Source organism: Streptomyces sp. UG1 (assembly GCF_049974585.1).
Taxonomy (GTDB): domain Bacteria; phylum Actinomycetota; class Actinomycetes; order Streptomycetales; family Streptomycetaceae; genus Streptomyces.
On the sequence record NZ_JBNGGG010000013.1, the window covers coordinates 44144 to 68899 of the forward strand.

Sequence of the window (24756 nt, forward strand, 5' to 3'; positions counted from 1 at the left end):
CCACCCGCACCCGACGACGAAAGTCGCACGGGTGGTGCGGGTGGGAACGACTCGGCCGAAGGCGAAGCCGAGGACGGAGGGCTACGCTCCGCCAACCGCCGTCAGCAGCGCCAACGGCGTCGCCGCCGAGCGGGATTCGCGGACGCAGGCATGGGGGTACGGCACCGGCTCCGCGTGGGTGTCGCGGCCGTAGCCCGCCAGGACCTCCGGCAACCGGTGCCCGGTCGCCGTCGCCGCGTCGACCAGCGCATGAGCCACCGTACGGGCCTCGTCGTGCAGACCGTAGCGAGCCAGGCCCAGCGTGATCAGCGCGTTGTCGTGCGGCCAGACCGAGCCGCGGTGATACGAGAGAGGGTGATACGCCGGTTGGCCGGAGGCCAGCGTGCGCACGCCCCAGCCCGAGAAGAAGTCCGGTTCCAGCAGCCGGCGGCCCACCTGCTCGCCGTACTCCTTGTCCAGCAGCCCGGACCAGAGCAGGTGCCCGGCGTCCGAGGCCAGCGCGTCCACCTGCTCGCCCTCGCCGTCCAGCGCCAGCGCCGGGAACGAGTGCTCCGCCATCCAGAAGTCCCGCTGGAAGCGGTCCCGCAGGTCGCCGGCCGCCTGCTCCAGGAGCGCGGCGTACGTCGCGTCCTGCCACACCGTACGCGCCAGCCACGCCGTGCGGCGCAGGGCGTCGTACGCGTAGCCCTGGGCGCCCGCCGCCATGACCGGGCTGGCGGGGCGGGTGCCGTCGGAGGAGCAGATGGCGCCGGGGGAGTCCTTCCAGTTCTGGTTGGCCAGGCCGCCCTGGTCGGCGCGGTAGACCAGATAGCCGCGGGTGGTGAGGCCGCCGTGGTCCAGCATCCAGCCGATCGCCGCGCGGGCGTGGGGCTCCAGGCGGCGGGCGAGTGTGGTGTCGGAGGTCTGCTCCACGTACGAGCCCAGGAGGATCAGGAACAGCGGCGTCGCGTCCACCGAGCCGTAGTAGCGGCCGTACGGCACCTGGCCGAAGTGCGCCAGCTCGCCGTGCCGCACCTCGTGCACGATCTTGCCGGGCTGACTGACCGCGTCGACGCCGGTCCGCGTGGCCTGTGTCGCGGCCAGCGCCGCGAGGGTGGCCGCGGCCGGGCGGGGGCGGTAGGGGAGGGCGAACAGCGAGGTGAGCAGGGCGTCGCGGCCCAGCAGGGTCAGGAACCAGGGGGCGCCCGCCGCGGGGACGCGCAGCTCCTCGCCGTCGGGGCCCTTCGCCGGGACCTCGAGGGTGGCCAGGTCGGCCAGGCCGCGGGCACAGGCGGCGGCCAGCTCGGGCCAGCCCGTCGGGAAGGCGACGCCCTCCACGAACTCGCCCTCCCGAGAGAGGAGTTGGGCGGACAGGGCGGCGGGGGAACGCGGGACGCGCAGGGCTCGTTTGTCGCCGTGCGGGCGGGCCATCACCCGCAGGGTCAGCTCCGCCGTACTGTGCGGTTCGAGGTCGAGGGCCCAGACCAGACGCCGGGCGCCGGTGCCGGTCTCCTCCACGGCGTCGGGGGCGGGGTCGGCCGTCACGGTCGTCACCGAGCGCCATTCGCCCCGCTGGTAGGCGAACTCCACGCCGTGCTCCAGCACTTGGCGGGAGCGGGTGGCGCCGGTCTTGGCGTAGGTACGGTGATCGGAGCGCAGCTCGAACTGGTCGGTGAAGTCGGCGTCCGCGGTGAGCGCGAGCCGGATCGTCGTCGGCACCGGGCGGTTGCTGGTGATCCGGAGTGATTCGATGAACGAGCCGTCTCCCACGGCCTGTTCACGGAAGAGCGTGTACGCCGGCGGCTCGTCGCGCCCGCCGCGCGGGACCAGCACACAGCGCGCCGTGTCGCCCTCGGCCACGGGGGACAGCGTCTCGGGCACCGCCCCGTCCACGGTGAGCTGCCAGCGGCTCAGGTGCCGGGCGTCCCGTACGAACATCCCTTCCGGGGAGCCGGCGGCCCGTACCCCGCTGATGTCCCCGCCGTCGCCCACGGCGGCGAACGTCCCTCCGTACACGAGTAGATGGTGACGGTCCGTCATCCCCGGTTCCCTCCCCTGGTGTCCTTGGGGTCCTTGGTGTACTTGGGTTCCTCGAAGTCGTGCAGCAGATTGAGCGTGAGCGCGGCCGTCCAGCCGAAGCCGGTGGCCCCGCAGGCCTCGCCGGTGTACGGATCGACGTACTCGGCGAAGTCGGAGGCGGCGGCGAGGTCGAGCATCGCCGCGCGCAGGGCGTCGGCCCGGTCCCGTTCGCCGTGGGTGCGCAGGCCGCGCTCCAGCAGCCAGTTGGTGTTGAACCAGGCCGGGCCCCGCCAGTAGCGGTGCGGGTCGAAGGCCTCGCCCAGAAGGTCGTACGACGGGACGAGGCGGGTCGTGGCGCCGAGGCCGAAGTGCGGGCCGTGTGCCGTGCGGACCAGGGCGGTGGCGATGTCGCGCGGGAGGGTGGGCAGGAGGAGGGGGATCAGGCCCGCGACGCTGCGCTCGGGGACGAGTTCGCCCGACCGCACGTCGTGGCAGAGGAACATCTCCCTCGCCGGGTCCCACATCCGGTCGATCAGCGCCGTCGTCAGGCGTTCGGCGCGCGCGTGCCGGGCCGTGCCCGTCGCGCCCAGCTCCGTCGCGATCCTGGCCAGCGCGTGCTCGGAGGCGATCAGCAGGGCGTTGAACGCCGGGTCCTCGACCGCGAAGCGGCCTGCTCCATCGGCGTATCCGCCGTCCCGGTAGTCCGTCGCGAGGCGTACATACCGGCCGTAGTCCAGATCCGTCGGCCGGTCCTCGGGGGCGCCGTGGGCGAGGTCGGCGCGGCGGAAGGAGCGGGACGGGGCGGGCGTGACCCGGCTCAGCGGCGCGTCCCAGCAGGGGCTGTTGTCCATGCCCTGTTCCCAGGGGTGCACCACGGACGCGAGGCCGGCGCCGCCGAGGTCGCGGCGGTGCAGCAGATAGCGGTGCCAGGCGGCCAGGCGGGGATACATCCGGGTGAGGAAGCCGCGCGCCCGGGACAGGCCCGGGTCGGCGCGGTGCACCAGCCAGGCGGCCAGCGCGTGCACCGGTGGCTGCACGATGCCGGAGGTCTGTACGGTGCGCGGGGCGCCGGTGGCGCGCCCGGCGGTCGAGGAGCGCCAGAAGTCGGGGCTCGGGAAGTAGGCGTCGAGCGGCACGGAGGGGTTGAAGACGATGTGCGGGATCCGCCCGTCACCCCACTGGGCGTCCAGCAGCGTCTCCAGTTCGGTCTGCGCCCGTAACGGCGAGAGGTGCCGCAGTCCGATCGCGATGAACGCCGAGTCCCAGGACCACTGGTGCGGGTACAGGCCGCGGGAGGGGACCGTCGACGCTCCGGTCCAGTTGGCCTCCAGCACCTTGGCGGCTCTGACGTGCGGAGAGTCCGCCGTGGGGGGTGGATCGTATGCAATGTCACGGTCCGTGGGTCGGGCGGTGAGTTGGGCAGTGCGATCCACTCGGGGCTCCCCGAAAGACGTCCGGCTGACCGGTTCGGTCAGCGCCACCATAGAGTTACGTCTAGTTAACACGCAAAACCCAATATGTAATGCAAGCTTGAGAAGCACAAGGGGGTGTGCATGAGCGCACGGGGTCAGGCGAGCGCCGGGGAACTCCTCGAACTGGTGCGGAGCGGACGGGCCGTCACACGCGGAGCACTTCAGCAGGCGACCGGGCTGTCCCGTGCCACCGTCGGCCAGCGCCTGGACCGGCTCTTCCGCGCCGGCTGGCTGCGCGAGGGGGCCGGCGGACCCGTGGGCTCCCCGCTGGGCGGGCGCCCCGCCATCACCCTGGAGTTCGACGACACCCACGCCGTCGTCCTCGCCGCCGACCTGGAGACCCGGCACGCACGTGCCGCCGTACTGTCGCTGACCGGCGAGATCCTCGCCGAGCACAGCGGCACGCTCGTCGTCGAGGACGGGCCGGAGGTCGTGCTGGGCGAACTGGCGCGCTGGTTCGCCGAGCTGCTGGAGAAGGCCGGGCGGCCCGCCGGAGAGGTGTGCGGCATCGGGCTCGCGGTGCCGGGGCCGGTGGACCGCGAGACCGGCCGGGTCGTCCAGCCGCCGATCATGCCGGGCTGGGACGGCTACGACATAAGAGGGCGGCTGGCCAGGACCTTCGGCGAGCAGACGGGGGCCGGGCCGGTGCCGGTCCTCGTCGACAACGACGCCAACCTCATGGCGTACGGCGAACAGCGCACGGGATATCCGCGGTGCTCGGCCTTCGTACTGGTCAAGGTGTCGACCGGGATCGGGGCCGGGGTCGTGGTGGACGGCTCGGTGTACCGGGGGATCGACGGCGGCGCGGGCGACATCGGGCACATCCGGGTGGGCGCCGACGCGCAGTGCCGGTGCGGTTCGTACGGCTGTCTGGCGGCCGTCGCCAGTGGCGGTGCCGTGGCCCGGCGGCTGGCCGAGGCGGGGGTGCCGGCGGCCTCCGGATCGGATGTGCGGGACCTGCTGGCGTCGGGGCATCCGGGGGCGGCCGCGCTGGCGCGCGAGGCCGGGCGGCAGGTCGGGGACGTGCTGGCGACCGTGGTGACGCTGCTCAACCCCGGGGTGCTGATGATCGCCGGGGATCTGGCCGGGACGCCGTTCCTGACCGGCGTACGGGAGCTGCTGTACCAGCGGGCGCTGCCGCGCTCCACCGCTCATCTGGACGTGGTGACCTCGAGGCTGGGCGAGCGGGCCGGGCTGATCGGGGCCGGGGCGCTGGTCGTGGAGCATCTCTACGCGCCCGAACGGGTGGAGGAGCGGCTGCTCGGGCTGGGCGTGTAAGCAGGGTGTTTCGGTCAGGTCGCGGGTCGGTTCGCCGGTCCGCATGGTGAAATCCGGGCGGCTGTGGAAGCGTGATTCTCGCCACCCTTGATAAGGGTTGCGCTCAGATGAGCGGATCTTGAGCGACTGCACTTCTCCAAGGGGTGGCACTGGGTGCCACCCCTTGATCGTTCATCGATCGAAATCAGACGTGCGATATGGCTGCTCATCTGAGCGAAAATCCGCACCTGTGGGCGCGCTTGCGTTCAAGAAGTGAAAACATCCGTCCGTCACGGCTTGCCAAGCTTTGACTTTCGATCCACTGGCGGACGGGTGGTTACAGGCGCATGACGCGTGAGTAGACGTACCCAGGCGCCTTCGATCTGGGTATGTTCCTCGCCGTCAGGGCAGCCACCACGTCCTCGAGGGAGTCGAGACCGTGTCGGAAAACAAAGAACCCCATGTAGCGAAGTTCGTTTACGACTTCACCGAGGGAAACAAGGACCTCAAGGACCTCCTGGGTGGCAAGGGCGCCAACCTCGCCGAGATGACCAACCTGGGGCTCCCTGTTCCCCCGGGATTCACGATCACGACGGAAGCCTGCAAGGTCTACCTCGACAGCGGCGAGGAGCCCGCGGCACTGCGTGACGAGGTGAGTGCGCACCTCGACGCCCTCGAGTCCCGCATGGGCAAGAAGCTCGGCCAGCCCGACAACCCCCTCCTGGTCTCGGTCCGCTCCGGCGCCAAGTTCTCCATGCCCGGCATGATGGACACGGTCCTCAACATCGGACTCTCCGACAAGTCCGTGAAGGGCCTCGCCGACCAGGCCGGCGACGAGCGGTTCGCCTGGGACTCCTACCGCCGCCTCATCCAGATGTTCGGCAAGACCGTCCTCGGCGTCGACGGCGACCTCTTCGAGGAGGCCCTCGACAAGGCCAAGGAGGCCAAGAAGGTCACGGTCGACACCGACCTGGAGGCCGCCGACCTGAAGAAACTGGTCACCGCCTTCAAGAAGATCGTCAAGAAGGAGGCCGGCCGGGACTTCCCGCAGGACCCGCGCGAGCAGATGGACCTCGCCATCAAGGCGGTCTTCGACTCCTGGAACGGCGACCGGGCCAAGCTCTACCGCCGCCAGGAGCGCATCCCGCACGACCTCGGCACGGCCGTCAACGTCTGCTCGATGGTCTTCGGCAACCTGGGCCCGGACTCGGGAACCGGTGTGGCGTTCACCCGTGACCCGGCCTCGGGCCACCAGGGCGTCTACGGCGACTACCTCCAGAACGCCCAGGGCGAGGACGTGGTCGCCGGCATCCGCAACACCGTGCCGCTCGCGGAGCTGGAGTCGATCGACAAGAAGTCGTACGACCAGCTCATGCAGATCATGGAGACCCTGGAGAACCACTACAAGGACCTCTGCGACATCGAGTTCACCATCGAGCGCGGTCAGTTGTGGATGCTCCAGACCCGGGTCGGCAAGCGCACGGCGGGCGCGGCCTTCCGGATCGCCACGCAGCTCGTCGACCAGGGCCTGATCGACGAGGCGGAGGCGCTGCAGCGCGTCAACGGCGCCCAGCTCGCGCAGCTCATGTTCCCGAAGTTCGACGACGAGGCGAAGGTCGAGCAGGTCGGCCGGGGCATCGCGGCGTCGCCGGGCGCGGCGGTCGGCAAGGCGGTCTTCGACTCGTACACCGCCGTGAAGTGGTCGCGCTCGGGCGAGAAGGTCATCCTGGTCCGCCGCGAGACGAACCCCGACGACCTGGACGGCATGATCGCGGCGGAGGGCATCCTCACCTCCCGCGGCGGCAAGACGTCCCACGCGGCCGTGGTCGCGCGCGGCATGGGCAAGACCTGTGTGTGCGGCGCGGAGGAGCTGGAGGTCGACACCAAGCGCCGCCGTATGACCGTCCCCGGCGGACACGTGGTCGAGGAAGGCGACGTCATCTCCATCGACGGTTCGTCCGGCAAGGTCTACCTGGGCGAGGTCCCGGTGGTCCCGTCCCCCGTCGTGGAGTACTTCGAGGGCCGGATGCACGCGGGTGCGCAGGACGCCGACGAACTGGTCGAGGCGGTCCACCGCATCATGGCCTTCGCCGACCGCAAGCGCCGGCTGCGCGTCCGCGCCAACGCGGACAACGCCGAGGACGCGCTGCGCGCCCGTCGCTTCGGCGCGCAGGGCATCGGCCTGTGCCGTACCGAGCACATGTTCCTCGGTGAGCGGCGCGAGATGGTCGAGAAGCTGATCCTCGCCGACACCGAGGACGAGCGCGAGGCCGCGCTCTCGGAGCTGCTGCCGCTCCAGAAGAAGGACTTCGTGGAGCTGTTCTCGGCGATGGACGGCCTGCCGGTGACGATCCGCCTCCTCGACCCGCCGCTGCACGAGTTCCTGCCCGACATCACCGAGCTGTCGGTCCGCGTGGCGCTGGCGGAGTCCCGCCAGGAGCCGCACGAGAACGAACTGCGCCTGCTCCAGGCGGTACACCGCCTGCACGAGCAGAACCCGATGCTGGGGCTCAGGGGTGTGCGGTTGGGCCTGGTCATCCCGGGTCTGTTCACGATGCAGGTCCGCGCGATCGCGGAAGCGGCCGCCGAGCGCAAGAACGCCAAGGGCGACCCGCGCGCCGAGATCATGATCCCGCTCGTCGGCACGGTCCAGGAGCTGGAGATCGTCCGCGAGGAGGCCGACCAGGTCATCGCGGAGGTCGAGGCGCGGACCGGCGCGAAGCTGAAACTGTCGATCGGCACGATGATCGAACTGCCGCGCGCCGCGCTGACCGCCGGTCAGATCGCCGAGGCGGCGGAGTTCTTCTCCTTCGGCACCAATGATTTGACTCAGACGGTGTGGGGCTTCAGCCGGGACGACGTGGAGGCTTCGTTCTTCACGGCGTACCTGGAGAAGGGCATCTTCGGAGTGTCGCCCTTCGAGACGATCGACAAGGACGGCGTCGGCTCCCTGGTCGCGGCGGCGGCCAAGGCGGGCCGGGAGACCCGCCCCGACCTGAAGCTCGGCGTCTGCGGCGAGCACGGCGGTGACCCCGAGTCGGTGCACTTCTTCCACGAGGTCGGCCTCGACTACGTCTCCTGCTCGCCGTTCCGGATCCCGGTGGCGCGACTTGAGGCCGGCCGGGCCGCGACCCAGTCGGAGGGCAGCGACCACCGCTAGGCCGTACGGCCACGAAGACCCCGGAGCCGCCGCCCGTCCCCGACCCTCAAGACCGATGGGCGGCGGCTCCGGATCACGAAGGAGGGCGGCACCTTGTGCGGAGGTGCCGCCCTCTTGTCCGGATCAGGCTTGTCCGGGTCAGGCTGAATGACGTCCGCTCCCCGGATGGGAGACGAACCAGTCCCGGGCCGCGGTGACAACCTCCTCAAGGCTCCCCGGCTCATGGAACAGATGCGTTGCGCCGCGCACGGCGAGGACCTCGCTCGGCCCGCCGAGCTTGCCGGCCGTTTCCTGGTTGAGCCCCAGATCCGTCTCGTCCTCGCCGCCCACGAGGAACAGCACGGGGGCATGAACGCGCTGCAGTTCGTCGTACGCCAGGTCCGGACGCCCGCCCCGGGTGACCACGGCCGACACGCGCAGCGGCCGCTCGGCAGCGGCCAGCAGGGACGCCGCCGCGGCGGTTTCGGCACCGAACAGACACACCGGGACGCCGGCGGTCTCCGCCTGCTCCTCCAGCCAGTCGATGGCATCCACCAGCCGCCGGGCCAGCAGGGGGACGTCGAAGCGGTGCCGCGCCGAGCGGGCGTCCGCGCGCTTCTCCAGCTCCGTGAGGAGATCAAGGAGGAGCGTGCCCATCCCCGCCCGGTGGAACGCGTCGGCGAGCACACGGTCGCGTGAGCTGCCCCGGGCGCTGCTGCCGCCCTCGGCGATGACCACCACCGACCGCACCGGGCCGGGAACGACCAGATCGCCGGCGAGTGGGGCTCCACTCGCGGGCACCAACACCAAGTCGGAAATCATCCGCTTCCTCCCAACGTGGGACGCGCTGGGCTTCGGATGCTCCGGGTACCCGAGGACGGAGCCCCGTACGCGAGGCCGGCGTGTCGCATCACCCGGACATGGTCGGGACGTAGGGGGACAGGGCCGGCGCGAGCTGCACTCCGGGGGCCAGGCCGAGGGCGGTGAGGGCGTCGGGCAGGCCGCGTCCGACGCGGGCCGCCTCCAGGGTGCCCGGGGCGGCCAGCGGACGGCAGCTCGCGGCGATGATCTCGAACAGGTGCCGCACCCGGCCGGGCCCGCGCGGCAGCAGTTGGCCGTGGAAGTCCTCGTGGTGGGCGAGCACGAGGGCGGCGAGACCGACGACGTGGGCCGAGGCCGTGCCGGTGCCGTCGAGGGCTGTATATCCGCCCTGCGCGGAGCACGACAGCACGGCCACCCCCGGGGCTGCCGCGTCGACTCCGGGGCCGTAGCAGCTGAACGGCGCCGCGAACAGACCTTCCGGCGTGAGCTGGGGGCCCACATGGGTGGCCTGGGAGGTGTCCGGCGGGAAGGACCCGAAGACGCCGAGCGCACCCACGGTGAACACGGTGGGCAGCGACCCGGGGAAGCAGACCGGTCCGCCCGAGTCGCCCGCCGGGGCCACGCAGGCGATCCCCGCCGCGCCCGCATCGGCCAGCTTGCGGGAGACCAGCGCCGACGGGTACGGCGTCGCCACAGCGATGTGGGCGATGTCGACCTCGTGCTCGATGCAGTGGTCCAGGGCGGCGATCAGGTCGCTGAAGCAGCCGCCCGGCAGCACCTGGCAGACCTCGATCTCGGCGTCGACCGCGGTGCCGATGACCCCCTTGCCGGTGTCCGCGCCGGCGATGACGCCCGCCGCGTGGGTGCCGGTGCCCACCGGGTCGTAGGCCCAGCCTTCCTCCGTGCCGCGGACGAGGTCGATCCCGGAGTTGACCCGCTGCTTCAGATCGGGATGCTCGGTGGCGACACCGGAGCCGATGACCCCCACCTTGACCCCGAAGGCACGGAACGTGGGAGGCAGCCGGTCCAGTCGCATGGCCTGCTGGCCCCAGCCGTATGCCTGCCTCTCCTCCAGCCCCGGGTACACCTTGGCCAGCGGCGTGAGGGTGACCAGGTTCTCCTCGGTCGCCGACAGGTCCGGACGGTTGATCCAGAGATCGGTGTAACCGCCCGCGGGCCTGACGTACAGGGACTGAATGGTCTCCGTGGTCTCCGTGGGCAGCGCGACGGTGACCGTACCGTCGGCCGCGGTGACGCCCTGGCCGGGCCATGACGAGCCGATCAGGAACACGCCCGCGCCGGCCAGCGGCTCTCCCCCGGGGCCGCCGACGCGCAGCGAGATCTCCAGCGGTTGCTCCAGTGAGGTGACCAGTCCCGGATCGCGCAACGGGATTCCCGCGGTCGGCGCGCCGGCGGGTCCTGCCGCGGACAGCGGCAGATCCGGCTCGATGTGTACGTGCAGCGAACGCATCGCGGGCAGTTGGGACTCGGGTGCCTCGACGACCGCGATCTCCGGGCAGGAGGGGGGCAGTCCGGTCGATTGCAGCCTCTCCGACGGCCGGAGCCTGCGGACCACCTTGACCTCGGGCATCCGCTCCAGTTGGTCACACACCGAGTCGATGCCGAGTTCGGGCACTCCTGGCGGGAGCAGCTGCCCCGGCAGCGGTGTCACCATGTACCGCTCCCGGCGCGGTCGCACCGGGAGCGGCGACCGTGCGGCCTTTCCACCCGGTTCCGTCTCCTTGCCCTCCGGGCCCGTTCCGCCGGCCCCCGCACCGCCCCCGGACCCGTTCGCACGGCTGTTTCCGGGCCTTTCCTTTGCCATCACGTCCACCTTCACCACGTCGTAAACCGTCGTAACTCGTGCTCCTGATCGCTTCCACGGTGACGCGGTGCGCCCGGAGACTCTCCGGGCGCACCGCGCACGCTGCCCAGGCGTCAGCCCATAGCGAACGGCTGACCCATCTGGCCGAAGCCGAAGCCGGGCTGCTGGTACTGCTGCGAGTACGGCTGACCGAACCCGCCGCCCCACTGCTGCTGGCCGGGCATGCCCTGCTGGCTCTGCATGCCCTGCTGGCTCTGCTGGAGCAGCGACACGATCGCGTTCGGCAGCGCCTGCTGCACGGACTGCTCCACGGCGTGGCGCACGGCCCCGGCCAGCGAGCGATGCAGCGTGAGCGCCAGGTACGGGTGGGCCTGCTGGGCGAGGTCCGGCCGCTGCTGCAGTTGCTGCTGGATCTGCTGGATCTGCTGGAACGTCTGCTGCACCTGCTGCGCGACCTGCTGGGCCGTCTGCTGACACGCCTGCTGGATGGTCTGCTGGACCGTCTGGGCGATCTGCTGCGGGCCGCCCGGCTGCTGAGCGCCGAACTGCGTGCCGTACTGCTGCTGGAGGGGTTGAGTAGTGCCAGCCATCAACGACATGAAGGGTCCTCTCGCTGTCACGAATGGGAGGGGAAGCCGACAGTATGACCAATCGGCCTTATCGGAAAAATCCGACTCCCTGAAGCTAAGCGCGTGCCGTCGGACCCGCAATCGGATGGACTGCCCGGAGGAGCGAGAACTCCTCGAGGGCAACGCGAACGGGCAGCCGCAGAAGACTCGAATTCAGCCCGCCTACAGGAAGGTTGGCCGGCAGCCCCCCGGATACCCCCTTGTGTGACGCGGGTGAAGTGACCACCGCTCATCGAGCGTGGGGAAACCACACCATGCGCAGACGCGCCACTGCCGCCACCGCAGCTGCCGCCGCTTTCAGCGCCGTCCTGGCCGCCGCCTTCGCCTACCGGCCGCCGGGGCCGACGACCAGGAGGACTCGGGCACGCCGTCGCCTCGGCGGTGGCCGTGGCCCCGGACCCCCGGCCCTATCCCCGAGGGTCCGGGCAGGTGCCGGGCGTGTCCTCGTAGGAGCGCCCGGCAGTGCGGCCGGTCGGCCAGAGATGTGTCAGTCGGTGCTACGTCGTCGGCGCACCGCCAGCAGCACCCCACCCCCGGCGAGCAGGGCGGCCGCGCCGCCCGCCGCCAGGTACGGGGTGCTGCTGTCGCCGCCGGTCGCGGCGAGGTCGGTGCCGTTCTCGGCCCCGTTCTCGGTGCTGTTCCCCGCCCCGGGTTCGTCGGACGTGTCGTCCCCGGCGGAGGATCCGGCTTCCTCGTCGTCGGCGGGGACGAAGTCGGCAGGCGGCTTGTCGCAGCCGATGCCGTCCTTGTCGCGGTCCAAGTGGGAGCCGTAATGCTCGTCGCCCTTGGGGATGTTGGAGTACCCGTTGGTGTACGCCTCGGTGCAGTTCTCAAACGGGTGGTTCCCGTCGTGCGCTGCGGCCACCGACGGCAGGGCGGCGAGCGCCAGCGCGGCGACGGCGACGGCGCCGGGCTTGCGGAGCAGTTTCACGGAGAGTCCTTCCAGGTTCGTGGCGATATCGGCGCTCATGATCGGGACGTTGCGATCGGCCGGATATGAGGTGACGAACGTAGTAAGGGGCCGCGGATACGGGGGAGTTATGAAGGACCTGTGATGCGAACGTGACGTGACTGGAAGGTAGCTCTCCGTATGCCGGCCTCAGCGCACGAGTGGTGGGCCCTGCGCGTAGTCGTCGTAACCGCCGGGCAGTGGCCGCGTGTCCAGGTAGAACCACTCGGCGTCCGGACCGGGAGTCGGCGGAGGTGTGGCCGGAGGCTCCGGCACCGCGACAACAGGCGCCTCCGTCTTCGCCGGCCCCGGCATCAGCAGCTCCACCCGCAGCCCCAGCCCCCGTTGCTGCGCAGTGAACTCCTCCACCTGGTTCCGGCAGGCGTGGTCCAGGTGGGTCACGCCGGTCAGGTCCAGGCGGATACGCGGCTTGCCCGCGGACGCCGCCGACTCCAGCGCCTCGATGACCTGCGGCAGTCGTAGGAACGTCGCGTTGCCGGCCATGACGACCTTCGCGGTGTCGTCCTCGACGTGCTGCCGGATCACCGTCCGCGACATGCGCAGGGCGGCCAGCACGATCCCGGCCGCCAGGCCGATGAGGACGCCCTCCAGCAGCGCCGTCGCCACGATCACCAGCGTCGTCACCGTCATGACGACGAACTCGCCCCGGTCCTGGCGCCACAGCTTGGGGAACTCCTCCGGCGCGAACAGCTTCCAGCCGCTGTGCACGAGGACGCCCGCGAGCACCGAGATCGGGATCAGGGCCAGGACCTGCGGCAGCAGCAGCGCGAAGGCCAGCAGCCACAGGCCGTGCAGGGTGCGGGAGATACGGGTCTTCGCGCCGGCCTGGACGTTCGCCGAACTGCGGGCGACCACGGCCGTGATGGGCAGCGCGCCGAGGATGCCCGCGACCGTGTTTCCGGCGCCCTGGGCGATGAGTTCGGTGTTGTAGCGGGTGCGTGGGCCGCTGTGCATACGGTCCACGGCGGCCGCGGTGAACAGGCTCTCCGCCGACGCGATCACCGTGAAGGTCAGGATGGACGTGAGGATCGCGGCGTCCGTCAGCCCCGAGAACTCCGCCGCCCCCGGCACCCGCACCGACTCCAGCAGATTGCCGACCTGGAGCGTCTTCACCTCCACGCCCGGCAGCGCGGCGACCGCGATGCCGATGCCGACCGCCACCAGCGCGGCCGGGATCCTCCCCCACTGCCTGAAAGGCGTGGGAGGTGCCCCCACCGCCGGGCCCGGCACCTTCTTCCACACGAAGCTCAGCACGATCGTCGCGACGCCGAGCAGCGTGGCGATCATCGCCTGCGGGTCGATGAGGACGCCGGCGAACAGGCCCGGGATGCCGGCCATGTTCTCGATCGGGGTGCCGGGGGCCTTGGCGTCGGCCATCGGGTACGCCTGGCTGAACATCAGCGGCAGCCCGATGCCGGCCAGCATGCCCTGGACCACCGCGAGGGAGATCGCCTGGAACATCCGGCCCAGGCGCACGACCCCGAGGACGATCTGGAGGAGGCCCGAGAACAGCACGATCACCCCGAGCATCGCCACCCCGTGCTCCAGCACCGTCTCCGCGGCCAGCGCGGCGAGCCCGGCGGCCGGCCCGCTGACCTGGAGCGTGCTGCCCCGCACCGCGCCGACGACCAGTCCGCCGATCACCCCGGAGATGATCCCGAGCTCGGCGGGGACACCGGAGGCCACGGCCACGCCGATGCACAGCGGCAGGGCGACCAGGAAGACGACCAGGGATGCGGTGATCTCGGTGGCGAGGTCGGGCTTCCCGCCCTCGTTCCGCTTCGCCCCCCGCTCCTTCTCGCGCGTTCGTCCCCGCGCATGCGCCCCGCTCATCCGGCATGCACCCGGAACCGCCCGTCGCCCTCCAGCTCGTGCACTGCCCGGTGTCGACCTCGTAGTACCAGCCGTGCAGCCGCAGCCGTCCGCCTTCCTGCCGCTGCCGTACGACCGGGTAAGTCCGCAGTACGGCAAGCTGATTGACGACGTTGCTCTGGGCCACCTCGGGCAGCGACGGGTCGTCGGACGCGGTGGTGAGCACCGGCCCGAGCTCCGGGCGGGGGTGAGGAGGCCGACCGGGTGCTGGGGCTGGAACTCGGCGCGGACGGCTATCTGGCGAAGCCGTTCAGCATGCGGGAGCTGGTGGCACGGGTGCGGGCCGTGACCCGGCGGACGCAGTGCACGGGGCCGGTGACGGAGCCGGGGACGGAGTTGGTGGGCGCGTCGCCGTCGCGGTCGCCGTCGCCATCGCCGTCGTACGAGACTGCCGTGCCGTCCGTGCCGTACGACGAACCCGCGCCCCAACCCTCGTATCCGCCGCACCCCGCACCCTCACCCGCCCCCGGCCCTCTGGTCGTCGACCGCCGCACCCGTCAGGTCTGGATCGGCGAGATCCCGGTCACCCTCACCCCCAAGGAGTTCGAGCTGCTGGCGCTGCTGGCCGAGGATCCCGGCGCGGTCTTCTCCCGGCAGCAGATCCTGGACCGGGTGTGGGACCCGCACTACGAGGGCCCGACCAAGACGCTGGACGTCCATGTCGCCTCGCTGCGGCGGAAGTTGGGCGACCCGGCATGGATCCAGACGCTGCGCGGGGTCGGCTTCCGGCTGGCGGTGCAGACCGAGCCGGGCGGGCAGCGGGTGTCCTCGCCGTGACCCGCCGGCTGCTGCTGAGCTATCTCAGTCTCGCGGCGCTCGTGCTGGCGTGTCTGGAGATCCCGCTGGGGTTCGTGTACTCGCGCAGCGAGCGGGAGCGGGTGGTGAGCGCGGCGAAGGACGAGGCCGAGTCGGTCGCCGCGTACGCCTCGCTGTCGCTCAGCACCGGCCGCGCCGAGCGGGAGCTGCCGGGCCGGGTGGCGCACTGTGCCGAGCGGATCGGCGGGAAGGTGGTGGTCGTGGACGCCTCGGGCGCGCTGCTGGCCACCTCGCATCCGCTGGCCGCCGTGATGTCGGCCGACCTCGCCTCCCGCCCCGGTATCGCCGCAGCCCTGCGCGGCACGTCCACCGTGGACGTGCGCACGTCGACGATCGGCGGGGTCGAGTACCTGTCGGTCGCCGGGCCGGTCCGCAGCGGCTCGCGGCTGCAGGGTGCCGTATGGCTGACGCTGCCGATCCGCACGGTGCACGAACGCGTCCATCACGTCTGGCTGTTGCTGTGCCTCGGCGGGCTCGGGGTGCTCGCGGCGGTCGCCGTGGTGGGGTTCGCCATCGCCCGCTGGACCGGGCGGCCGATCCGGGAACTGGAGCACGCCACGCACGAGTTGGCGGAGGGCGGGTGCGCCACGCCGGTGACGATGACGAAGGGCCCGCCGGAGGTGCGCCGGCTGGCCGCCGCGTTCAACCGTACGGCGGCCCGGCTCGCGCATCTGCTCGCCGCCCAGCGCGCGTTCGCGGGCGAGGCATCGCACCAGCTCAAGACGCCGCTCGCGGCGCTGCGGCTGCGACTGGAGAATCTGGAGCCGAACGTCGCCGACCGGGGCCTGGGCAGCCTCGCCGCCGCCGTCACCGAGACGGACCGGCTCTCGCGGATGGTGGAGGGGCTGCTGGCGATGGCCCGGCTGGAGGAGGACTCCGCGACGCCCACCCAGGTCGACGTGGGCGCGATCTGCGCGGAGCGGCACCGCACCTGGCTGCCGATGTTCGAACGGCAGCAGGTCTCGCTGGTGCTGTTCGCGGGCAGTGTGGGGCCGGTGCTCGCGGTGCCGGGCGGGGTCGAGCAGATCGTGGACAACCTGCTCTCCAACGCCCTGCGCGCCTCGCCGCCCGACAGCACCGTGACCATCGAGCTACGGCTCCATGCGCCGGTCCGGCGCGCCCTGCGCGACGCCCGCCCCGCCTGGGTCGACCTGCACATCACCGACGAGGGCCCCGGTATGACCCCGGAGCAGCGCGCTCGCGCCTTCGACCGCTTCTGGCGCGCGCCGGGCGCCCCCAAGGGCGGTACGGGACTGGGCCTGTCGCTGGTCCAGCGGCTCGCGCACGCGAGCGGCGGCGAGGCGAGCCTGCACGCCGCGAGCGCGGGCGGCCTGGACGCGGTGGTCCGGCTGCCGTCGGCGGAGCCGCCGCGCGAGGGACACGGCCCGGGCCAGGACCGGTCGGGACAGCGCAGGCGGGTGGTGCCGGCGCTGCGTGCGTGAGGCCCGCGGGCGCATCTTTCGGCCACGCCCTCCATGGGCGGCTCTTGGCCGCGCCGTCCGACGGTCATCGGCCGGCCACGGCCTGTCCACCCTGCTCCCTTAGGTTCCATGCCGCCCCCCGGTGCACCACCCTTGGCATGACCCCTGGCATGACCCCTGGCATGACTCCTGGCACGTCCCTGGTACGACCCCCGTCGTCGACCGGCGGCGGGGCGGTACGACACCTCTTGGAGTGAGAGTGGAACGTCGTAGCCTCCTGCGTGCGGCCGCCCTCGGCGGCTCTGCCGCCGTCTTCGGCGGAACCCTGTGGCGCGGTGCCGCCCACGCGGCCCCGGCCCAGCCCGGCACCGGCCCCTACGGAGCACTGGGCTCCCCCGACGCCAACGGCATCAGACTCCCCGGCGGCTTCACCAGCCGCGTCATCGCCCGTTCCGGCCGGACGGTCTCCGGCACGTCGTACACCTGGCACAACGCCCCCGACGGCGGCGCCTGTTACGCGGACGGGTCGGGCTGGATCTACGTCTCCAACTCCGAGATCAACCCCTCCGGCGGCGCGAGCGCGGTGAAGTTCTCGGCGACCGGCGCGATCACGGCGGCGTACCGCATCCTGTCGGGCACCCGGCAGAACTGTGCGGGCGGCAGGACCCCGTGGAACACCTGGCTGTCCTGTGAGGAGGTGTCCCTCGGCTACGTCTACGAGACCGACCCCTGGGGCACGGACGCGGCGGTGCGCCGCGCCGCGATGGGCCGTTTCAAGCACGAGGCGGCGGCCGCCGACCCGGTGCGCAAGGTGATCTACCTGACCGAGGACGAGTCCAACGGCCGCTTCTACCGCTTCGTCCCGACGACCTGGGGCGACCTGTCCGCCGGCACGCTCCAGGTGCTGGTCGCGGGCAGCGCCACCAGCGGCTCCTACAGTTGGGCGAACGTCCCCGACCCCGACGGCTCCCCGACGGCCACCCGCTCCCAGGTCTCCGGCTCCAAGTCCTTCAACGGCGGCGAGGGCTGCTACTACGCCGACGACACGGTGTGGTTCACGACCAAGGGCGACAACCGCGTCTGGCAGCTCAACCTCAACGCCGGCACTTACGAGTTGGCCTACGACGACTCCCTCGTCACCTCCGGCACGGCGCCCCTCACCGGCGTGGACAACATCACCGGCACCTCCTCCGGCGACCTGTTCGTCGCCGAGGACGGCGGCAACATGGAGATCTGCTTGATCACGCCGGACGACGTCATCGCCCCCTTCCTGCGGATCGACGGCCACTCGGGCTCGGAGATCACCGGCCCGGCGTTCTCGCCGGACGGCAGCCGGCTGTACTTCTCCAGCCAGCGGGGCACCAGCGGCAGCTCGTCGGGCGGCATCACGTACGAGGTGACGGGCCCCTTCCGCGCATAGTGATTACGAAACAGACACATCTCCTCCACAACTGATAGCCGGGTATTACGGTCATCCCCTCACGCAGCACCAGTGGGGGGATGACATGGCCAATCCGTACACAACAGCACCCAAGTGGGCCCGCAAGCGCTACGTTCTCCCCGCGCTCGCCCTGGCCTTCTTCCTGGGCATCGGCGCGGGCGGCGCGTCCGGCGAGGACTCGAAGAACACCGAGACAAAGCCCACGGCGGCCTCACCGCAGCCCACGGTCACCGTCACGGCGACGACCACGGCACCGCCACGGAAACCCGAACCGGCCCCCACGGTGACGGTGACAGCGACGGCGACGAAGACGATCAGGGTCACCGCCACACCCGCCGCGGACAGCGGCTCCGGCGCCGGCGACGTCTACTACCGCAACTGCGACGCCGCCCGAGCCGCCGGCGCCGCACCGGTACGCACGGGCGATCCGGGCTATGGCCGCCACCTCGACCGGGACGGGGACGGCGTGGGATGCGAGTGAGGGCGCGGTCCACGGTGCCGCCGGTCGACGGTCAGGGGCACACGGGGGCGGACGGGACGGGCACGGGTTGGCTCCTGCGTTCGTCCGCGGTGAGGTCGGCGTCGCCGAGCGTCCGGCAGAGGGCGTCGGCCCAACTCTCGGGTCGCAGCGGCAAGGAACGGATCTCCTCACTACCGCCGTCGAGGTGGAACAGCAGGGTCCCGCCGTCCCTGGAGACGTCCGTGAAGGTGTAGTGCGGCAGATCGGTGCCAAGCTCGCTGTACGGCCCGAGATCGAGGGACAGCTCGTAGTCGTGCTCGCCGAGCCGGTAGATGCGGATCTTGTTGTTGCTGGCCATCAGGAAACGTCCCGTGCCCTTCAGGAAGGCCAGGGCGGCTACGCGGTCGAAGGGCGGGAGCGGACCGAACTCCTTGCGCAGCGGGTCGGTACTCCACAACTCGACGATCGCGCCGCGGCGCAGGAGCGCGAGGTGCCGGCCAGTGGGGTCGAAGGAAGCGCCCACGAGGTCGTTGTGTCTCGTGTGGTACCTCACCGTCTGCCGCCCACTGGGAAGTTCGACGACCCGGACGTACGGATCGTCCCCGACCACGACGGTCACCTTGTCGCGGGCGGGATATCCGGTGACGAAGATGGTCTCGTAGTTCAGGTCCTTGCGCTCCGTGATCACGCGTCCCAGGGCGTTGAGGTCGAAGTCGTCGATGGTGCGCCCCGTTCTGGCGTTCCAGCGCTGGAGCATCGTCCCCGAGACCGTGACGAGGTTGCCGGAGCGGTCGAAGAAGTAGCTGAGAGACGGTTCCGCGCCCTCTCGCGTGGGCGCGGGTGGCATGACAGTGGTGATCACGGACAGCCGCCGCAGCGACTTCGTGTCCCGCACCACCACCTTGTTCACGCCCTCGCGGTGGGCCAGCAGGTCGCCGTCCCGGGGGAAGGCGACCATGTCGTCGCCTGTCCAGTGGGGCGTGAGGCGCGGCTTTCGGGCCAGTAGATCGAACTCGGCTGATACGGCCCTGAGCTGTATGGATGCTCCGCCGGCCGAAACGGTGACCATCCTCTTGCCGTCGGGCGTCAGCTTGATCTGCTGCATGGTCTCCTCCGGGGTGGTGGGCACCCCTGTGAAGAAGATCCCTGTGCTGTCACCGTTGATCAGCGACAGCTTCGAGCGGTCGCCCACCAGCCGCGCGTGGGAGACCAGCCCCGCCGCGGGCTCCCGGGGTTCCACGAACGTCGTCAGGGCCTTGCCCCGCGCCAGGTCGACGAGCGTCTTCGTGGTGAGTCCGGTGACGAGGAAGCGGCCGCCCGGGCCGAGGGCGACCGTGTCGCACGTGGAGTTCTCCTTGTCCATGTACCGGCCGAGGACACTTCCGTCGGACACGCGCACACCCGTGTAGACCGCCCTGTCCTGGTCGCCGCCGTCCCGCCGGACCCGACGGCAGGTCACCGCCGAGCTCCCGTCCCCCGCGACCACGGTCTCGTCGGCGGAGTCGGCGATGACACGGACGGTGCCGCTACGGCGGTCGACGACCATCAGACGTTGGTCGTAGGAACCGGTCATGGCGGCGAGGGCGATGAGGGTGTCGTCGTCCGGACCGAACCACACGCCCAGCAACCGGCCGCCGCGCGCCTGGGGCAGGGCCATCCTCCCGCCGAGCTCGCGCCGGTCCAGGTCCCACCACGCCAGGCTCGCCCCGCTGCCGGCTGCGAACAGCCGTCCGTCGTTGGACAGTTGCGCGAACGAGAAGCGGTTCAGTCCGTTTGCGATCTCCGGGTCCTTAATCGTGAGTCGCTGAGGATCGTCGGCAGGCGAGCTGCTGTCCCGGCGGACGTCGTACCAGACAACGCCCTCCCCCATGACGTATCCGGCCCGACTGCCGTTCCCCGAGACCAGGGGATACAGGGCGTAGCCCGGCCCCACCAACTGCCGGCGGCGTACCGTTCCGTCGAGCGCGTGGGTGTAGAGCGTCGCCCGTCCCGATTCGGTGGTCGCCACCATCACGTCGCCGTCCCGGCTGGCCCGGAAGTCATCCAGCCTGCCCAGCGTGCCGGACAGGATCCGGGAGGCCGACCCGTACTGGGCGTAGTACCGCAGCAGCGTGTTCTTCGCCTCGTCCGTGGGGGACGCACGGTAGGCGGCGAGCGCCAGTTTGATCGCGAGCGCCGGGTCCTGGATCCGTTGGTCGGCCGAGAGGCTCGCCAGGGCACGGGAGTTCGCCGCGGCGTGCTGCTCCGCGCTGACCTCGCGCTGGTAGCCGAAGAGCACCCCCAGGACCAGTGCCAGCACGGAGAGCAGTCCGAATGCGGACAGCAGTCTGCGGCGGCGCCGGACAGTCGACCTGCGCCGGCGGCGGCCCCGCTCCAGGAAGTCCCGCTCGGCGTCGCCGATGTCGTCGGCGCGTTCGGTGAGCCAGCGCTGTGCCGTGGCCAGGGCCAGCGTGCCGGGGAGGAGTTCGGCGGGCTCTCCTTCGCCGCGCCAGCGGTCCAGGTCGAGCCGCACGGTCTCGCGCCAGGCGAGGAACTCGTGGTCCTCCGTCACCCAGGAGGCCAGCTTTGGCCAGCCGGTGATCAGCGCCTCATGGGCGAGCTCGACGGTCTCGCCCTGACCGGTGACCAGCAGCCGGGTGGCGGCGAGACGCTGGGCGATCTCCCATTCGACGGGGGCGAGTTCACTGCGGGCGGCAGGTCGGCGGGCGACCGCGCCGGACCCCGCCACCGGAACCTGCACCAGACGGGTGAACAGGCGCCGGGCGTGGGGCTCGTCCGCCTCGGTCACGGTGGCCGCCCAGGCGCGCTCCGCCTCGCGGCTGAGGGCGCCGGTGACCCCTTCGATCCGCTCGTACGCCTCATACGTCAACCGTCCGTGCACGGTCTGCTCCCGCCACAGCAGATCCAGGGCCATGACGAGCAGCGGCAGGGCCCCCGGGGCGTCGCCGGTGTCCTTCAGGATCCGGTCGTCCAGTCCCTCCTCGTACGCCACGTTCGGGGTGGCGGCGACCGGAGCGGTGATCACCTCACGCAACTGGTCGTGGGTCATCGGGCGCAGTGCGTGGAGGTGGTGGTCGATGAGTGGGCCGAGCCGGGCGGAGGTGAGGGCGGGCTCCAGGAAGTCCGCACGTAATGTGATCAGGACCCGTAACGACTCGGGCAGTCTCTCGACGGAGAGGACGTTCGTCAGCGCCTCGACGTGGGCCGGCGAAGCGGCGAGCGCCTCCTCGCACTGGTCGATCACCAGTAACAGACGCCGACTGCCCGTCCGCTCCAGGATGCGGGTCACGACGCCGTGCAGGCCGGGTGGCTCGTCTGCGTCGAGGAGGCGGGCCAGTGTCCGGATCTCCTCCAGCCGGGCCACCTCGGGCAGATCCGGTTCGAGGAACGGGAGCAGCGCGGCGGCGAGCGCGGTCGGCGGGCTTCCGTAGGAGGAGGTCGGACGGAGTACGACGGCCTCGTACCCGTCCTTGCGCAGCAGGGGGACTACGCCCGCCATGGCCAGCGAGGACTTGCCGGAGCCGGACGGGCCGATCAGGGTGACCGCCTTGTGCCTGTGCACCAGGTCGGCCACCTCGGCGACCTCCCGCTCCCGGCCGAAGAACGACCTCGCGTCACTCTCGCCGAAGGCGGCCAGCGGGCGGAACGGCGACTCGGGTACGGCGAGACGCGCCAACTCCGGCCATGGGTCGAGGAGTTGGTCGACGGGGATGAGAAAGGCGGCAGCCGGGTCCTTGGCTTCGGCCACCACCACCATGCCGACCACGCCGGCCAACTGCTCGTCCCAGACGGGGCCGCCGCTGAAGCCGGGGGCGATCCGGTAGCCGCTGAGGGACGTCATCTCGGTCTGGATCCAGCCGTCGCCCTGCCGGCCGAGGAGGCGCCCCGAGTGCCACACCCCGTTGTCCCGTCCGGCAGGGAAACCGAACGCGGCGATCGGATGGTGCCACACCTCGTCCGCCCGCACGAGACGCACGGGCCGGGCACCCGGCAGCGGCTCCTCCAGCCGCAGGATCGCGATGTCCCGGTCGTCGGACCACTCCTCGACGCGCGCCGACACCGACGCCGAGCCGCCACCCAGGGGCAGGTCGACCCGGATCCGTGCCGTCCGACGGGGCCGGCCCTGCGGGGCGCCGAGGGCGGTGGTGACCACATGGGCGCAGGTGAAGGCCATCTCACCGGTCACCAGGAAGCCCGCCCCGACGGGGGCTCCCCACTCGTCCCGGATCCGTAGCACGGCACCGTCGAGTGCCCTGGGCCCTACAGGCATGCCGTCGCATCCCCCGCATCGCGTACTTCACGGATTTCACTGACTTCGAGGGGGCGATCGTAGCGCCGGTCGAACCATGCTCATGCCATGTCCGTGAGGCCCTCACACCGCACACTTCCAACGCACCCGGACTGGCCCCCGGCCCCGTTTCGGCGCAAGGTGACGAGGTACCCCGGTCCTGACCCGTCACCACGACCCGCCACCGCGATCCGTCGCCAAGACCCCTCGCCACGACCCTTCACCGCCGGAAGGAGCCCCTCATGCCCGGCTGGAGCGCGCACGACATCCCCGATCAGCACGGCCGTCTCGCCGTCGTCACCGGAGCCAACAGCGGCCTCGGCTACGTCACGGCGCGGGAGCTGGCGCGGCGGGGTGCGCGGGTGGTGCTCGCGTGTCGGAGTGAGGTGCGCGGTGGTGCGGCTCGGGAGCGGATCGACGGGGAAGTGCCGGGGGCGGAGGTGGAGTTGAGGCGGCTGGATCTGGGAGATCTCGGCTCGGTGCGCGAGTTCGCCGCGGCGTTCCCGTACGACCGTCTCGACCTGCTCGTCAACAACGCCGGGGTGATGGCGTTGCCGTACGGCACGACGGTGGACGGGTTCGAGACGCAGTTCGGTGTCAATCATCTCGGGCACTTCGCGCTCACCGGTCTGCTGCTGCCCGCGCTGCTCGACACCCCGGGCGCGCGTGTGGTGACCGTCTCCAGTCCCATGCACGCGATGTCCAACATCGACCTCACCGACCTCAACAGCGAACGCCGGTACCGGCGTTGGGTCGCCTACGCCCGGTCCAAGAGCGCCAACCTGCTCTTCACGCACGAGCTGGCGCGCAGGCTGGCGGCGCAGGGCGCGGACGTGGTGGCCGCCGCCGCGCATCCCGGGTACGCGGACACCAATCTGCAGGCCGCCGGGCCCCGCATGGCGGGGCGCCGGGGCAGCGAATGGCTGCTGCGCCTCGGCAACCGCGTCTTCGCCCAGTCCGCCGAGGCCGGCGCCCTGCCCACGCTGTACGCCGCCACCGCGCCCGGCGTCCGCCCCGACTCCTTCACCGGCCCGTCCTTCGCCATGTGGCGCGGGTCGCCCGCACCGTCCTGGCGGGCGCCCTGGACCGTCGACGACCGGGCGGGCGAGCTGCTCTGGGAGGCGTCGGAGCGGTTGACGGGGGTGACGTACGACGCCCTGAAGGCGTAAGAGCCTCAGGCCGTCGCCCCGCTGTCCACCACCAGGTCCGTCCCCACCACCGACGAGGCGTCGTCCGAGGCGAGGTAGAGGACCGCCGCGGCCACCTCGTCCGTCGTCGAGATGCGGCCGAGGGGGAGGGTGGCCCGGGCGCGGTCGGCGCGGTCCGCCTCCTGCTCACCGGGGCGCAGCGACATGGGGGTGTCCACGGCGCCGGGGCTGACCGCGTTGATGCGGACGCCGTCGCGGATGTGGTCCAGGGCCGCGCCCCTGGTGAGGATCGAGACCGCGGCCTTGGTGGCGGCGTAGGCGGCGGCGCCGGGGTGGCGGGTGTGGGCGCCGAAGGTGGAGGCGGCGTTGACGATCGCGCCGCCGGCCGGCTGCGACCGCATCTGGCGGATCTCGGCCCGGAGGGCCAGGAACACGCCGGTGAGGTTGATGCCGAGCTGGGCCCGCCAGTCCGGCTCCGACAACTCGGCCAGTGGCTGCCCGCCGCGGAACACACCCGCGTTGTTGACGGCCACGTCGAGCGAGCCGAAGCGGTCCACCGCGGCGGCCACCACCGCCGCGACGTCGTCGGCCCGCGAGACGTCGGCCGTAACGGCGAGCGCCTTGCCGCCGGCCTCCTCGACCAGCCGGACGGTCTCCGCCAGCGGCTGCGGCCTGCGCCCGGCGACGACGACCTGGACGCCCTCCGCGGCGAACGCGCGGGCGATACCACGGCCGATCCCGGAGCCCCCGCCGGTAACGAGGGGAGGGTGAGCGGATCGCGGTCGGCCGGCAGTTCGCCCTTGGCCTGGCCCCGTACCGGCGCCGAGTGCAGCACCGTCTCCAACTGGTCCTAGTTGCGCTCCACCTGCCGGACCGCGGCCGCGTACCGCCGTACGACCGCCCGTACGACCGGCAGCGCGGGCCCCGGCTGGGACAGCTCCCGCGCGGTCGGCGTGAGCCCTGCCCGGTTGTAGCGCTCCAGCGCCTTCAGGTACAGCTCGTGCTTGCTGCCGAAGGTCGCGTACAGGCTCGCCCGTCCGATGCCGAGGTGCTCGACGAGGTCGGACATCGACATCGCCTCGTAGCCGCGCCGCCAGAACAGCTCTAGGGCTGCCTGGAGCGCGGCCTCGGGGTCGAACTCCTTGGTCCTGGCCGCGCGAGGCAGCCTAGTTTCGGCTAGAACGATCGGTTAGGAAAT

15 protein-coding genes and 3 pseudogenes are annotated in these 24756 nt (G+C 71.5%); 7 read left to right on the forward strand and 11 right to left on the reverse strand.

The annotated features are described in order from the left end of the window. Positions 1-81 precede the first annotated feature (81 nt). Both ACP4J3_RS16425 and ACP4J3_RS16430 read right to left on the reverse strand, forming a co-directional pair. Positions 82-2019, reverse strand: a complete 1938-nt coding sequence (locus ACP4J3_RS16425) for a glycogen debranching N-terminal domain-containing protein (RefSeq protein ID WP_426534900.1) — start codon at positions 2017-2019, stop codon at positions 82-84. Continuing rightward, positions 2016-3431 (reverse strand): MGH1-like glycoside hydrolase domain-containing protein, encoded by a 1416-nt coding sequence (locus ACP4J3_RS16430; protein ID WP_426534902.1) that lies wholly within the window; start codon positions 3429-3431, stop codon positions 2016-2018. The genes ACP4J3_RS16425 and ACP4J3_RS16430 overlap by 4 nt, the downstream gene beginning before the upstream one ends. Before the next feature lie 120 nt (positions 3432-3551). Here ACP4J3_RS16430 and ACP4J3_RS16435 point away from each other — a divergent pair, with 120 nt between their 5' ends. Then, the gene (locus tag ACP4J3_RS16435; RefSeq protein ID WP_426534904.1) at positions 3552-4748 is read left to right on the forward strand and encodes an ROK family protein; all 1197 of its coding nucleotides are present in this window, start codon (positions 3552-3554) and stop codon (positions 4746-4748) included. Between the two features lie 418 nt (positions 4749-5166). Further along, positions 5167-7887, forward strand: a complete 2721-nt coding sequence (gene ppdK, locus ACP4J3_RS16440; protein WP_426534906.1) for a pyruvate, phosphate dikinase — start codon at positions 5167-5169, stop codon at positions 7885-7887. A gap of 138 nt (positions 7888-8025) precedes the next feature. On the opposite strand, the gene ACP4J3_RS16445 is transcribed toward ppdK, so the two are convergent. From ACP4J3_RS16445 to ACP4J3_RS16470, 6 genes and pseudogenes are all read right to left on the reverse strand, one after another. Continuing rightward, positions 8026-8688 carry a dienelactone hydrolase family protein gene (locus ACP4J3_RS16445; RefSeq protein ID WP_426534908.1) on the reverse strand — a complete coding sequence of 221 codons (663 nt, stop codon included), beginning with the start codon at positions 8686-8688 and terminating at the stop codon, positions 8026-8028. A gap of 88 nt (positions 8689-8776) precedes the next feature. Beyond that, positions 8777-10363, reverse strand: a complete 1587-nt coding sequence (locus tag ACP4J3_RS16450; RefSeq protein WP_426534910.1) for a S8 family serine peptidase — start codon at positions 10361-10363, stop codon at positions 8777-8779. 263 nt (positions 10364-10626) lie between these two features. Next, complete coding sequence (locus ACP4J3_RS16455; RefSeq protein WP_426534912.1) at positions 10627-11112, reverse strand: hypothetical protein; 486 nt, start codon at positions 11110-11112, stop codon at positions 10627-10629. A gap of 517 nt (positions 11113-11629) precedes the next feature. Further along, complete coding sequence (locus ACP4J3_RS16460; protein WP_426535211.1) at positions 11630-12073, reverse strand: LAETG motif-containing sortase-dependent surface protein; 444 nt, start codon at positions 12071-12073, stop codon at positions 11630-11632. A 168-nt stretch (positions 12074-12241) separates the two neighbouring features. After that, positions 12242-13945: a SulP family inorganic anion transporter gene (locus ACP4J3_RS16465; RefSeq protein ID WP_426534914.1), complete on the reverse strand. Its 1704-nt coding sequence runs from the start codon at positions 13943-13945 to the stop codon at positions 12242-12244. Next, a pseudogene (locus ACP4J3_RS16470) lies at positions 13942-14168 on the reverse strand (carbonic anhydrase); the annotation flags it as partial. The pseudogene ACP4J3_RS16470 and the gene ACP4J3_RS16465, both read right to left, overlap by 4 nt. A gap of 2 nt (positions 14169-14170) precedes the next feature. Between ACP4J3_RS16470 and ACP4J3_RS16475 the strand changes: the two are divergent. From ACP4J3_RS16475 to ACP4J3_RS16490, 4 genes and pseudogenes are all read left to right on the forward strand, one after another. Beyond that, positions 14171-14761: pseudogene (locus ACP4J3_RS16475) on the forward strand (response regulator transcription factor); the annotation flags it as partial. Continuing rightward, complete coding sequence (locus ACP4J3_RS16480; protein ID WP_426534916.1) at positions 14758-16242, forward strand: ATP-binding protein; 1485 nt, start codon at positions 14758-14760, stop codon at positions 16240-16242. The pseudogene ACP4J3_RS16475 and the gene ACP4J3_RS16480, both read left to right, overlap by 4 nt. A 238-nt stretch (positions 16243-16480) precedes the next feature. Then, positions 16481-17641, forward strand: a complete 1161-nt coding sequence (locus tag ACP4J3_RS16485) for an alkaline phosphatase PhoX (RefSeq protein ID WP_426534918.1) — start codon at positions 16481-16483, stop codon at positions 17639-17641. A gap of 85 nt (positions 17642-17726) precedes the next feature. Next, positions 17727-18143, forward strand: coding sequence for an excalibur calcium-binding domain-containing protein (locus ACP4J3_RS16490; RefSeq protein WP_426534920.1), 417 nt, complete (start codon positions 17727-17729; stop codon positions 18141-18143). A 31-nt stretch (positions 18144-18174) separates the two neighbouring features. Here the strand turns inward: ACP4J3_RS16490 and ACP4J3_RS16495 are convergent, their stop codons facing one another. Then, positions 18175-22392, reverse strand: a complete 4218-nt coding sequence (locus ACP4J3_RS16495) for a trypsin-like peptidase domain-containing protein (protein ID WP_426534922.1) — start codon at positions 22390-22392, stop codon at positions 18175-18177. A gap of 260 nt (positions 22393-22652) precedes the next feature. Here ACP4J3_RS16495 and ACP4J3_RS16500 point away from each other — a divergent pair, with 260 nt between their 5' ends. Then, complete coding sequence (locus ACP4J3_RS16500; protein ID WP_426534924.1) at positions 22653-23579, forward strand: oxidoreductase; 927 nt, start codon at positions 22653-22655, stop codon at positions 23577-23579. A gap of 5 nt (positions 23580-23584) precedes the next feature. Here ACP4J3_RS16500 and ACP4J3_RS16505 read toward each other — a convergent pair whose 3' ends face one another. Then, positions 23585-24295: an SDR family NAD(P)-dependent oxidoreductase gene (locus ACP4J3_RS16505; RefSeq protein ID WP_426535213.1), complete on the reverse strand. Its 711-nt coding sequence runs from the start codon at positions 24293-24295 to the stop codon at positions 23585-23587. A 26-nt stretch (positions 24296-24321) separates the two neighbouring features. After that, a pseudogene (locus ACP4J3_RS16510) lies at positions 24322-24723 on the reverse strand (TetR/AcrR family transcriptional regulator); the annotation flags it as partial. Between the last annotated feature and the right edge of the window lie 33 nt (positions 24724-24756).

Bases quoted from the DNA above. Each gene is read 5' to 3' on its own strand.
- ACP4J3_RS16435 (WP_426534904.1), top strand. From the start codon at position 3,552: ATGAGCGCACGGGGTCAGGCGAGCGCCGGGGAACTCCTCGAACTGGTG.
- ACP4J3_RS16445 (WP_426534908.1), bottom strand. From the start codon at position 8,688: ATGATTTCCGACTTGGTGTTGGTGCCCGCGAGTGGAGCCCCACTCGCC.
- ACP4J3_RS16450 (WP_426534910.1), bottom strand. From the start codon at position 10,363: ATGGTGACACCGCTGCCGGGGCAGCTGCTCCCGCCAGGAGTGCCCGAA.
- ACP4J3_RS16465 (WP_426534914.1), bottom strand. From the start codon at position 13,945: ATGAGCGGGGCGCATGCGCGGGGACGAACGCGCGAGAAGGAGCGGGGG.
- ACP4J3_RS16500 (WP_426534924.1), top strand. From the start codon at position 22,653: ATGCCCGGCTGGAGCGCGCACGACATCCCCGATCAGCACGGCCGTCTC.
- ACP4J3_RS16490 (WP_426534920.1), top strand. From the start codon at position 17,727: ATGGCCAATCCGTACACAACAGCACCCAAGTGGGCCCGCAAGCGCTAC.
- ACP4J3_RS16455 (WP_426534912.1), bottom strand. From the start codon at position 11,112: ATGTCGTTGATGGCTGGCACTACTCAACCCCTCCAGCAGCAGTACGGC.
- ACP4J3_RS16425 (WP_426534900.1), bottom strand. From the start codon at position 2,019: ATGACGGACCGTCACCATCTACTCGTGTACGGAGGGACGTTCGCCGCC.
- ACP4J3_RS16495 (WP_426534922.1), bottom strand. From the start codon at position 22,392: ATGCCTGTAGGGCCCAGGGCACTCGACGGTGCCGTGCTACGGATCCGG.